Source organism: Sorangium sp. So ce185 (genome assembly GCF_051526825.1).
GTDB classification, from domain to species: Bacteria; Myxococcota_A; Polyangia; order Polyangiales; family Polyangiaceae; genus Sorangium; species Sorangium cellulosum_D.
In genome coordinates this window covers 7,867,659-7,879,141 of record NZ_CP150316.1, presented here as the reverse complement: position 1 = coordinate 7,879,141, position 11,483 = coordinate 7,867,659, and the positions used below count along the sequence as shown (strand labels likewise).

Annotated in this window: 9 protein-coding genes; 6 read left to right on the top strand and 3 right to left on the bottom strand. The window is 73.3% G+C overall.

The window, feature by feature from the left end; all coding sequences use genetic code 11:
• Positions 1-29 precede the first annotated feature (29 nt).
• The 5 genes from WMF26_RS28765 (at position 30) to WMF26_RS28745 (ending at position 5,836) form a co-directional block, all read left to right on the top strand.
• Positions 30-1,427: a homoserine dehydrogenase gene (locus WMF26_RS28765; RefSeq protein ID WP_020737690.1), complete on the top strand. Its 1,398-nt coding sequence runs from the start codon at positions 30-32 to the stop codon at positions 1,425-1,427.
• Positions 1,424-2,356 carry a glutamate racemase gene (gene murI, locus WMF26_RS28760; RefSeq protein ID WP_437995281.1) on the top strand — a complete coding sequence of 311 codons (933 nt, stop codon included), beginning with the start codon at positions 1,424-1,426 and terminating at the stop codon, positions 2,354-2,356. The genes WMF26_RS28765 and murI overlap by 4 nt, the downstream gene beginning before the upstream one ends.
• Before the next feature lie 52 nt (positions 2,357-2,408).
• A complete protein-coding gene (gene aroC, locus WMF26_RS28755; RefSeq protein WP_020737688.1) occupies positions 2,409-3,593 on the top strand; it encodes a chorismate synthase in 1,185 nt (394 codons plus the stop codon).
• Positions 3,594-3,598: 5 nt separating this feature from the next.
• A complete protein-coding gene (gene aroB / locus WMF26_RS28750; RefSeq protein ID WP_437995280.1) occupies positions 3,599-5,209 on the top strand; it encodes a 3-dehydroquinate synthase in 1,611 nt (536 codons plus the stop codon).
• Positions 5,210-5,482: 273 nt separating this feature from the next.
• Positions 5,483-5,836: a response regulator transcription factor gene (locus WMF26_RS28745; RefSeq protein ID WP_020737686.1), complete on the top strand. Its 354-nt coding sequence runs from the start codon at positions 5,483-5,485 to the stop codon at positions 5,834-5,836.
• Positions 5,837-6,516: 680 nt separating this feature from the next.
• Here the strand turns inward: WMF26_RS28745 and WMF26_RS28740 are convergent.
• Entirely contained in the window at positions 6,517-7,263 is a 747-nt protein-coding gene (locus WMF26_RS28740) for a TenA family transcriptional regulator (RefSeq protein WP_061621432.1), read from the bottom strand.
• A 304-nt stretch (positions 7,264-7,567) separates the two neighbouring features.
• Positions 7,568-8,173, bottom strand: a complete 606-nt coding sequence (locus tag WMF26_RS28735) for a hypothetical protein (protein ID WP_437331617.1) — start codon at positions 8,171-8,173, stop codon at positions 7,568-7,570.
• 551 nt (positions 8,174-8,724) lie between these two features.
• Here WMF26_RS28735 and WMF26_RS28730 point away from each other — a divergent pair.
• Complete coding sequence (locus tag WMF26_RS28730) at positions 8,725-9,501, top strand: chlorite dismutase family protein (protein ID WP_437995279.1); 777 nt, start codon at positions 8,725-8,727, stop codon at positions 9,499-9,501.
• A gap of 144 nt (positions 9,502-9,645) precedes the next feature.
• Here WMF26_RS28730 and WMF26_RS28725 read toward each other — a convergent pair whose 3' ends face one another.
• Positions 9,646-11,436: a phospho-sugar mutase gene (locus WMF26_RS28725; RefSeq protein WP_437995278.1), complete on the bottom strand. Its 1,791-nt coding sequence runs from the start codon at positions 11,434-11,436 to the stop codon at positions 9,646-9,648.
• Positions 11,437-11,483: the final 47 nt, after the last annotated feature.

The window sequence follows — 11,483 nt, the reverse complement described above, 5'->3', positions numbered from 1 at the left end:
CGGCGCGAGAAGCGCTAAGCTCCGCGCGCATGAAGACGGAAGGCGGCTCGCCCTTGAACTTGAACCCTGAACCCCACGCCGCCAGCGATCGCAGGCGCCTGCGCGGCGGCGCGCCGATCCAGATCGGCCTCCTCGGCTGCGGGACGGTCGGCGGCGGCGTCCTCCGCCTCCTCGCCGAGAACTCCGGCTACCTGGCGGAGCGCGCTGGCGTGCCCCTCGTGGTGAAGCGCGTGGTCGTGCGCGACCTCGAGAAGGAGCGCGTCTCGGCCCTGGATCGCGGCTTGCTCTCCACGAACCCCGCGGAGGTGGTCGACGACCCCTCGATCGACCTCGTCGTCGAGGTGATGGGCGGCGAGACGCCCGCGCGCGAGCTCATCGAGCGCGCCATCGATCGCGGCAAGGGCGTGGTCACCGCGAACAAGCTCCTGCTCGCCGCCCACGGCCCCGCGCTCCTCGCGCGGGCCGCGGCGCGCCAGGTCGACCTCGCGTTCGAGGGCGCGGTCGGCGGCGGCATCCCGATCATCCGCACGCTCCGGGACGCGTTCGCGAGCGACTGGGTCGAGCGCGTCACCGCGATCGTGAACGGCACCTGCAACTACATCCTCACGCGCATGCGCGACACAGGCGCGTCGTTCGACGCCGCGCTGCGCGAGGCGCAGGACCTCGGCTACGCCGAGAAGCCCGATCCGTCGCTCGACGTCGACGGCCACGACGCCGCGCACAAGCTGATCGTGCTGGCGATGCTCGCCTTCGGGGCGCAGGTCGACGCCGCCCAGGTGCACACGTCCGGGATCCGCACCATCGAGGAGGCCGACCACCTCTACGCCGATCGGTTCGGCTACACGATCAAGCACCTCGCGATCGGCCGCGACCTCGGCGACGCCATCGAGCTGCGCGTGCACCCGACGCTGATCCCGAAGCAGAGCGTGCTCGCCAACGTCTCCGGCGTGCTCAACGCCGTGCTCCTCGAGGGGCGCGCCGTCGGCCCGTCGCTCGTCTACGGCCGCGGCGCCGGCGATCTGCCGACCGCGGTCAGCGTCGTCTCCGACGTCCTCGACGTCGCGCGCTCGATCGCCTCGGGCGTCGCCGGCATGCAGGGCCGCGGCATGTCGATCAAGCCCCGCCGGGTCCGCCCGCTCAGCGAGATCGTCTCGCGGTATTACCTGCGCTTCGCGGTCGAGGACCGCCCGGGCGTCATGGGGCGGATCGCGGGCGCGCTCGGCGACGCCGGCGTCAGCATCGAGCAGATCGTGCAGCAGGGGCCGACCAAGCGGAGCTCGGGCGCGGCGGCGCGCGAGCCCGCGGTCGACGTGGTGCTCATCACGCACGACGCGCAGGAGGGGCTGGTGCGGAGCGCGCTCGACGCCGTCGCGCGCGAGGAGTTCCTCCGCGAGCCGGTGCACCTCTTCCGCATCGAGGAGCCGTGACGTCCCACCGCGACGCGCCGCTCGGCGTGTTCGACTCGGGCCTCGGCGGCCTCACGGTCGTGCGCGCGCTCCGCGAGCGGTGCCCCGCGGAGGACATCGTCTACCTCGGCGACACGGCGCGCGTCCCGTACGGCACCCGGTCCCCCGAGACGGTGGTCCGCTACGCGCTCGGCTGCGCGCGCGTGCTCATCGCGCGCGGCGTCAAGGCGATCGTCGTCGCGTGCAACACCGTGAGCGCCGTCGCGATCGACATGCTCCGGGTCGAGCTCGATCTGCCCGTCCTCGGGGTCATCCTGCCCGGCGCGCGCGCCGCGGTCGCCGCCTCGCGCGGCGCCACGATCGGCGTGCTCGGGACGGCCGGGACGATCGCGTCGGGCGCCTACCCCCGCGCCGTGGCGTCGCTCAGCACCCGCACCGAGGTCGCCGGCCAGGCTGCCCCGCTGCTCGTCTCGCTGGCGGAGGAGGGCTGGGTCGAGGGCGAGGTCCCGCGGCTCGTCGCGCGGCGCTACCTGGAGCCGCTCATCGGCGCGGGCGCCCGCTCGGTCGTGCTCGGGTGCACGCACTTCCCGCTCCTCCGCGCGGCGATCGAGGCCGAGGCGGCGTCGCTGGCCGGCGGCCCCCTCCCGATCGTGGACAGCGCGTCCGCGACGGCGGAGGACGTGGCGTCGTTCCTCGTCGAGCGGGGGCTCGCGACGTCCCGGACCGCGCCGGGCGGCCTCGGGCTGCTCGTCACCGATCTGCCGAAGAGCTTCGCCGCGGTGGCGACCCGGTTCCTGGGCGAGCCGGTCGTCGCGGACGGCGCCGGCCGGCCTCCGGCCGCCCCCGCTGCCGTCCCCGCGACCCTCTCCGCTGCTCCCCCCGGAGCAGAAAAGGGCGGCGCGGGGCGTTCCGCCACCCAGGGCGTCGACGTGGAGCAGATCGACCTGTAATACGCAGCAAGCTTGGCCCGGGGTTCCGGGCGCAGAGGAGGTTTTCCACACGATGACGCAGCTCAGGTGGCTTTCGGCCGGCGAGTCGCACGGGCCGGAGCTCGTGGCGACCGTCGAGGGTATTCCGGCGGGCATGCCGCTCCTCGCGGAGGACATCGACGAGGATCTGGCGCGGCGGCAGCGCGGCTACGGGCGCGGCGGGCGGATGAAGATCGAGACCGATCGCGTCCGCCTCGTCGCCGGCGTGCGCGGCGGCGAGACGCTCGGCGGCCCCATCGCCATGGTGATCGAGAACCGCGATCACGCGAGCTGGGCGGGGCGGATGGGCCCGGAGCCGTTCCCCGAGCCGCCCGAGGCGCTGACCCGCCCGCGGCCGGGCCACGCGGACCTCGCCGGCGGCCTGAAGTACGCCCGGAAGGATCTGCGGGACGTGCTCGAGCGGGCGAGCGCGCGCGAGACCGCGGCGCGGGTCGCGGTGGGCGGCGTCTGCCGCAAGCTCCTCCGGTCGGTCGGCGTCGAGGTGTTCGCCCACGTCCTCTCGATCGGCGCCGTGCGGTCGACGATCTCCGCGGCCTCGGGCGCGGGCGATCTCCCGCTCGCCGAGCTCCGCGAGCGCGCCCGCGCCTCGGACCTCGCGTGCGTCGACGCCGAGGCGGCGCAGGCGATGCGCGACGCCATCCGCGAGGCCGCGCACCGCGGCGACACGCTCGGCGGCGTCTTCGAGGTGATCGCCACCGGCCTGCCGCCCGGGCTCGGCAGCCACGTGCAGTGGGACCGCAAGCTCGACGGCCGGCTCGCGCAGGCGCTGATGAGCATCCAGGCGATCAAGGGCGTCGAGATCGGCATCGGCTTCGAGGCCGCGCGCATCTCGGGCTCCGAGGTGCACGACCCGATCGCGTACGACCAGGGGGCGCACGCGTTCACCCGCCCGTCGAACCGCGCGGGCGGCCTCGAGGGCGGCATCACGAACGGCATGCCGCTCATCTGCCGCGCCGCCATGAAGCCGATCGCCACGCTGAAGCGCGCGCTCCCCTCGGTCGACGTGCGCACCAAGGAGCAGTTCGACGCCGCCTTCGAGCGGAGCGACGTCTGCGCCGTCGCGGCCGCCTCGGTCGTCGGCGAGGCGATGGTGGCGATCACGCTCGCCGCCGCCCTGCTCGAGAAGTTCGGCAGCGACAGCCTCACCGAGCTCTCGCGCAACGTCGACACCTACCTCCAGCAGGTCCGCTCGTACTGAACGCCATGGCACTCCCCCCCGACGCTCCTCCGCTCCTGCTCACCGGCTTCATGGGGACGGGCAAGTCCACCGTGGGCCGCATCGTCGCCGCGCGCGCGGGCCTCCCGTTCATCGACCTCGACGACGCCATCGCGGCCGAGGCCGGCGAGGGCGTCCCGTCGCTCTTCGCCACCCGCGGGGAGGCCGGCTTCCGCGCGATCGAGGCGGCGACCCTGCGCCGGCTCCTCGCCACGCGCGGCCCGCGCGTCATCGCCCTCGGCGGCGGCGCGCTGGTCGATGCCGCGCTCCGCCTCGAGGCGCTCGAGCGCGGCTGCGTCGTCGCGCTCAGCGCGACCCCGCGCACGATCGCCGCGCGCACGCCGAGCGGCGGCCGCCCGCTGCTCGACGGCGCGCCGGATCGGGAGGCGCGCATCCGCGAGCTCCTCGCCGCGCGCGCCTCCGTCTACGCCGAGGCCCACGCGCGCGTCGTGACGGACGGCGTCTCCCCGGAGGACGTCGCCGCGCGCGTCCTCCGCGCCTACGAGGATCGCCCGCTCTTCGTGCCGCTCGGCGACAAGAGCTACGCGGTGCGCATCGCCGCCGACGGGGCGGCGTCCGCGGCCGACGCCGTCGCCGCGCTCTCGCCGTCGTCGGTCTTCGTCGTCACGGACGAGAACGTGAGCCGCCTCTGGGGCGCGCCGCTGCTCGACGCGCTCGCGGCGCACGCGAAGCCGGCCGCGGCGGTCACCGTGCTCACGCCCGGCGAGGAGCACAAGCGGCTCGCGGCCGTCGAGGCGGCGCTCACCGCGATGCTCGACGCGGGCGCCGATCGCGACGCGGTGGTGCTCGCGCACGGCGGGGGCGTGGTGACCGACATCGGCGGCTTCACCGCGTCCACGCTCCTGCGCGGCGTCCGCTGGGTCGCGGCGCCGACCACGCTCCTCTCGATGGTCGACGCCTCGGTCGGCGGCAAGACCGGGGTCGACCTCGGCCCCGCGAAGAACGCCGTCGGCACCTTCCACCAGCCGTCCGCGGTCGTCGCGAGCCCGGCGGCGCTCGCGACCGAGACCGACCGCGCCTTCCGGAGCGGGCTCGCCGAGGTGGTGAAGTCGGCCTGCATCGCCGATCCGGAGCTGCACGCGCTGCTCGAGCGCGAGGCCGACCGCGTCCTCGCGCGCGACCCCGGCCTGCTCGCCGAGCTCATCCGCCGCTCGATCGCGGTGAAGGCAGCCATCGTCGCCCGCGACGAGCGCGAGTCGGGCGACCGCGCCCTCCTGAACTTCGGCCACACGCTCGGGCACGCGCTCGAGGCGGAGGGCGGGTTCGTCCGGCTGGCGCATGGCGAGGCGGTGTCGCTCGGCATGGTGGCGATGCTCCGCGTAGGCTGCTCGCTCGGCGTGACCGACCGCGCGGCGGCCGACCGGGTGGTCCGCCTGCTCGCCCGGCTCGGGCTGCCCACGCGGCTCGAGGACGAGCCGGTCTCCGCCGCCCTGCGCTTCCTGTCGCTCGACAAGAAGCGCCGCGGCTCGTCGGTCCGGACGGTGCTGATGCGCGACATCGGCAGCACGTTCGTGGAGCCGATGCCGCTCGACCGCCTCTCGTCGCTCCTCGAGCGCGCCGCGGCCGGCGCGGCCTGACCCGGGTCGCTTCGCGGCGGGCTCGATGAGAGCGCTGCCGGCGCCGGCGGCGCTCGCGGCGCCGCGCGGTGCGCCCGGGACTGCCCAGCTCCGGGCCGGGCGGTGCGGCGGCGCGCGCCCGCGTCGCCGCGCGCCGCGGGGGTTGCGCTGACGATGAAGAAAATCGCTCAGCGTTGAATCTCCTCGAAAAAATCCCGGCACACGGCCCCCGTCGTCCGCTTCGCGCTATCTTTCCCGGCGCCAATGGTGCCCTCGACGAAAAAGAGAGTCTTGGTGGTGGAGGACGAGGAGGACACGGCGACGATGATCGCCCGGTTCCTCAGCGACGAGTTCGACACCGTGATCGCGACGAACGGGGTCGACGGTCTCGCGCTGGCCCAGCAGGAGCCGCTGCCGGATCTGGTGATCGTCGACATCATGATGCCGAAGCTCGACGGGGTGAGCATGACGAAGCGGCTCCGCGAGAACGATTCGATGCGCCGGGTGCCGGTCATCTTCCTGACGGCCAAGTCGGATCCGATGGACGTCATCGCCGGCATCCAGGCCGGCGCGCGCCACTACATCACGAAGCCCTTCGTGCTCGACGACCTCAAGAAGAAGGTCCGCAAAGCCGTCTACGGCCGCTAGAGCGGCGGTCACCCGCTGCGGATACGGGCCCATCTCGGCGTTTTCGGTGCTCGGCGTACAGGAGTACGCCTGTGCGCCGAAAACGCCGATCTGGGCCCGTCTCCTGTGCGGGTGACCGCCGCTCTGGGGGCCAAGGAGCCGGGGGGAGGGGAGGGGAGACGGCGGGGGGCGTGCGGGGCGCGGGGGAGGGCGCTCCAGCGGCGGGCGAGTGTAAAGACGCGAGAAGAAGGGTGAAGAAGATCGCTTGAGGCTTTCGGCGTCTGGGACGTTTCTCGGGGTGAGCCGAGCGGTTTCTGCTGAGGCGCGGAGCGCCGCGAACCAGGGATTTCAACGGTTTCTGTGGCCGTTACACGGCTGGATGCGTCGGCGAATACCTTGTTTCCTGATGGGTTGTCAGGAGAATTCTTATCCCTGTCACCGCAGGTCGGGCGCCGGTGCAGGGCGCTGGCGAGGCGGGCGCGGTGATGGGGGGCGGGCGCGGTGATGGGGGCGGGCGCGGTGATGGGGCGCCTGCCGCGAGGGCGGGCGCGGTGATGGGGCGGGCGCGGTGATGGGGGCGGGCGCGGTGATGGGGCGCCTGCCGCGAGGGCGGGCGCGGTGATGGGGCGCCTGCCGCGAGGGCGGGCGCGGTGATGGGGCGCCTGCCGCGAGGGCGGTGGGGGGCGGGGGAGGGGGCGGCGTCAGCTGCCGCCGCGGAGCGGGACGCTGCAGGACTTGAGCGCGCGCTCGAACAGCTCGAGCGAGCGCGCGATGCTCGAATGCACCCGGCGGATCTCCTCGGCCGACGTCGTCGCGAGCTTCACGATCTCAAGCGCCTCGCGCGGGTGCGCGTCGTCGTAGTTCGCATGCGCAGCGAGCCACGTCAGCGACTTGCTCCCCTCGCCGTAGAGCTTCGTGAAGGCCGGCAACACCACGCGCGACCACTCGCCCGTGATCCCCTCGATCGCATAGTTGACCGCGCCGACCGCCTCCGCGAGCGAGCCGCGGTAGGACACCGACCAGAGCCACTCGAAGAGCGACGCGACCTCCGGCGTCGGACGGTGGCTCGTGATGTCCGAGGCGCTGATGCCGTGCCCCGCCGCCCAGTCGAGGTACCAGCGCACGTGCAGCGCCTCGACCCGGATGTTGCCGATGAGCCAGTCGCGCACCAGGAAATCGCGCGGCGTCTGGCCGTAGGTCGTCTTGGCCAGGCTGAGCCCCATGTACTTCGGGAACGCCTCGACCACACAGAAGAACTCCCGGATCAACACGCTCCAGGTCTCGTGGTCGACAGGCTCCGTCAACGTCCGCGCAATCGGCGGCGTGTACACCGCCGCCTTCCACTGATCGGCCAGGGACTCGAGCATGTCCTCGACCCAGACCGGATGCGGCGTCGCCTTGAGGCTGTCCTTGACTTCCTTGTGCCGCTGCGAGCGAGGTGAGAGCATGAAATTACCTGGAGGGTTGCTGGGTCAATCTCCCTCGTGACTGCCCGCCGGTCTCCACCCCACCACATCCCCGCAGGCTGACCGGCCAGCGGCCGTCAGGAGACAAGTCGCGGCGCGGGCACGATGCTGACGCTCAGGCTCACTGGACGAACGAGCCAGCACGATGACCTCACCATGAGAGGCTTCGTGTACATATGTGTCCCGCCTGCACCAGTCTGGATCGGGGCGGAGGAGGAAGTCAATAGGCAAACGAGGGCGCCGGCAGGACGAGGCTCGAAGCGAGGGCCGAGCCCCCGCAGGTCGTTCACCAGATCACCTCGGAGAGGCACTCGGTCGCCCCTCGGAACCGGCACCGCTGGTGCGTCACCTTCGGGGTGGACGCGCCGCACAAGAGCAGCGCCTGCTCGACCCAGCCGCAGACGCCGTCTCCGCAGTTCATCGCCGAGGGCCCCTCGTCGTCCCCGGTGGGGCCCGTGATGGTCAGCACCCACTCCCGCGGCTTCACCATCCGCGGGAAGACCTTGCCGGCGTCGAAGTAGCGCGACCAGAACATTCCAGTGCGGGCGACGATCGTGTCGGGCATCGCGATCGAGAGCGCGAACTTCAACACCGTATTGAGGTCGCGGTCCGCGACGTAGCGGGCAAACCGCTTGATCTCGGCGGCCTGGTCGTTCGCTGTCCGCACGTGCGTTCGCAGGGCCCGGTTCCAGACGCCGATCGGGTACCAGCTGCTCGCCAGCAGCGGCTGATTCAGTACGTCCCGGTCTGACTTGGGCAGCGAGGTCACCAGCCGCTCCCAGGCCCCCGCGTCGCGGTTCGTCGTGACGAACGACCGGAGGTTGACCAGCAACGTCCCTTTGCATTTGCCGGGGGGGATCGAGGATTTGCTCTTCGTATCGTACGTCTTCATCGCGGCGAACCTACGGCGGGAAGCCCCGGCGACGCCGAGCCCCATCGCGGGCGCGGCGCGTGCATTCTCGGGCGGGAAGCTCTTCCCGGGAGCACATCGTCGGGGCAACTCCAGGAGTCGTGGTTGTTCATTGCAGGGGAGCGTGAGTCGGGCTCGATGGCAAGAGATGATTACGCGGGAGCAGGCGCGCGACACGGGCCGCCGCGGCGGAGGGCAAGATCACGCCGTTGTCCAGCTCTCCTTTTGACCCGACACGCCATACCTCAGGGAGGCCCCGTCGGGATCCGTAGGCGAATAGAGGTGTAACGCGCATTACGCGACTTCGTGCGGCGGCGGGCGCCGGCGCGCCCTCCGGCGGGCGCCGCGGCGCTGCGAAGCGCGCCCGGACGAGCGGGCCGCCACCCGGGGACGAGCGACGGCGGCGTGGCGGAGGCGCGACGGCGGCGCGGGCCGGGCGGCGGGCGGCCCGCCGCGGAGGCCCCCGCGCGCCGCGGCCGAGGTGATGCGCCTCGCAGTTGCCGTCCTCCGCGAACCTCGGTACCCCTACGCGCATGAGCGAATCCACGACAGGCCGGCCCGCCGCCGGCCACGCGGAGCCCGAGCTGCCGCACATCGACGTCGCCGAGCGGGGGGCGCCGCGCGACGGCCGGCCCCAGGTCATCGACCGCCGCCTGTTCATGCAGCTGCTCGTGTTTCGCTGCCCCAGCGCCGCCGATCCGGCGGAGCTGACCGCCGCGGTCGGCCAGGCGCTGTCCTCCCAGCGCGTGGGCGCGGTCGTCTACGAGGACCTCAGCGATCCGCGCGGGATCGCGGTGCTCACGTGGGCCGAGGACCCGGCCGTCTTCGTCCAGACCGTCCGGCCGGCGCTCAACCGCGGCGAGCTCCGCGCGCTGGAGCTCCGCCCCGATTTCACGATGCTCGGGCGCACGTATTCGACCGGCTACGAGCAGGACCTCGACTACTGGCTGCTCCGGCGCCCGTCCGAGACCGTCCTCAACCCCGCCTGGCCGTGGGCGGTGTGGTACCCGCTGCGCCGCAGCGGCACCTTCGCCAAGCTCGACGGGCGCGAGCAGGGGAGCATCCTGCGCGAGCACGGCACCATCGGCCGCGCCTACGGCGCGCAGGACCTCGCGCACGACATCCGCCTCGCGTGCCACGGCCTCGACGCCCGCGACAACGAGTTCGTGATCGGGCTCGTCGGCAAGGAGCTCCACCCGCTCTCGCACATCGTGCAGGCGATGCGGAAGACCCGGCAGACCTCGGAGTTCATCAGCCAGATGGGCCCGTTCTTCGTCGGCCGCGCCGCCTTCCGCAGCCCCGGCGGCTGACGGGGGCCGTCCGTCCGCAAACCCAGGCGGCTGACGGTTCCCGTCAGTCCGCAAACCCAGGCGGCTGACGGTTCCCGTCAGTCCGCAAACCCAGGCGGCTGACGGTTCCCGTCAGTCCGCAACCCAGGCGGCTGACGGTTCCCGTCAGCCGACGCCGGCGAGGGCCGAGAACGCCCTCGCCAGCGCGTCGAGCCGCGCCGCGGCGCGGGCCTCGGCGTCCGCCAGCGGCTCGCCGGCGGCGACCTCCTCGCGCACGTCGAAGTAGAACTTGATCTTCGGCTCGGTGCCGCTCGGGCGCGCGATGATCCGGCTGCCGCCGTCGAGCTCGTACACGAGCACGTTGCTCGGCGGCAGGACGAGCGGCTCGGTCTGGCCGTCGCTCGAGGTGCGCGTGCGCGCCTCGAAATCGCGCCACGCCGCCACGGGGACGCCGCCGATCTCGGCCGGCGGGCTCTTCCGGAGCGCGGCCATGATCGCGGCGATCTTCTCGACCCCATCGACGCCGCGCAGCGTGTAGGAGCGCTGCCCGCTCACGTAGAGGCCGTGCTTGCGGTGGATCGCCTCGAGCTCGTCGAGCAGCGTCCTGCCCTCGGCCTTGCGCGCCGCCGCGAGCTCGGCGAGCGCCACCGCGGCGCTGATGCCGTCCTTGTCGCGCACCGTCGAGCCGATCGTGTAGCCGAGCGCCTCCTCGAAGCCGAACACGAAGCGGGCGCCGGTCGAGCGCTCGATGTCCATCGCCCGGTTGGCGATCCACTTGAACCCGGTCAGCGTCTCCTCGTAGTGCACCCCGAGCGACGCGGCGATCACGCCGAGCAGCGGGGTCGAGACGCACGAGGCGAGCACGAGGCGGCGCGCGCTCGCGGCGCCGGCGCCGGCGCCCCCGGCGCCCCCCTCGGTGAGCAGGTAATGGCCGAGCAGCACGCCGACCTGGTTGCCCGTCAGCTGCACGAGCTCGCCGTCCGGGCGCCGCACCGCCACGGCGAGCCGGTCGACGTCCGGATCGTTGGCGAGGACGAGATCGGCGCCCTCCCGCCTCGCGAGGGCGAACGCCAGGTCCATGGCGCCCTTCTCCTCGGGGTTCGGGAACGCGACCGTGGGGAACGCGCCGTCCGGCTCGGCCTGCTCGGGCACGCTCGTCACGCGCGTGAAGCCCGCCCGCTCGAGCGCCTCGCGCACGAGGCGGTCGCCCACCCCGTGCAGCGGCGTGTAGACGATGCGCAGGCCGCGCTCGCCGTCGCCCCGCGCCGAGGCGCCGAGGATCGCGCGGAGGTAGCGCTCCTCGAGCTCCTCGGGGAAGTCGCGCACGAGGCCCTTCTGCCGCGCCTCGTCGAGGGGCATGCGCGGGACCTGATCCGCCGGCGGCGCGGCGTCGATCGCCGTCGCGATGCCGGTGTCGTGCGGTGGGATGATCTGTGCGGCGTTGTCCCAGTAGACCTTGTAACCGTTGTACTCGGGCGGGTTGTGGCTCGCGGTCACCATCACGCCGGCGGCCGCGCCGAGGTGGCCGACCGCGAACGCGGCGATCGGGGTGGGGCAGGGGACGGGCGAGAGGTGGCTCGGGATGCCCGCGGCGGCGAGGGCGCAGGCGGTGTCCTCGGCGAACTCGCGGCTCCTCCGGCGGGCGTCGTAGCCGACGACCACGCCGGCGCTCCGCGCCTTGTCGCCGAGCGTGGCGAGGAGATACCGGGCGAGCCCGGCGGTCGTCCGCAGGATGACGGCGCGGTTCATCCGGCTCTCGCCGGCGCCGAGGACGCCCCGGATGCCGGCGGTGCCGAACTCCAGGGGGCCGGCGAAGCGCTCGGCGAGCTCGGCGCGGACGCCTTCCTCGCCCGCCCTGGCCGCGGCGATGAGCTGGCGCAGCTCGCTCTGGGTCTCCGGATCGGGGTCGTGGGCAAGCCAGCGCTCGGCGGGCTCGAGGACGAAGTCGTGGCTCACGACATCATCTTTAATTCAAGCCGGCCGAGGTGTGCACCAGGCGCGCG

Bases quoted from the DNA above. Each gene is read 5' to 3' on its own strand.
- WMF26_RS28765 (WP_020737690.1), top strand. From the start codon at position 30: ATGAAGACGGAAGGCGGCTCGCCCTTGAACTTGAACCCTGAACCCCAC.
- aroC (WP_020737688.1), top strand. From the start codon at position 2,409: ATGACGCAGCTCAGGTGGCTTTCGGCCGGCGAGTCGCACGGGCCGGAG.
- aroB (WP_437995280.1), top strand. From the start codon at position 3,599: ATGGCACTCCCCCCCGACGCTCCTCCGCTCCTGCTCACCGGCTTCATG.
- WMF26_RS28740 (WP_061621432.1), bottom strand. From the start codon at position 7,263: ATGCTCTCACCTCGCTCGCAGCGGCACAAGGAAGTCAAGGACAGCCTC.
- WMF26_RS28735 (WP_437331617.1), bottom strand. From the start codon at position 8,173: ATGAAGACGTACGATACGAAGAGCAAATCCTCGATCCCCCCCGGCAAA.
- WMF26_RS28730 (WP_437995279.1), top strand. From the start codon at position 8,725: ATGAGCGAATCCACGACAGGCCGGCCCGCCGCCGGCCACGCGGAGCCC.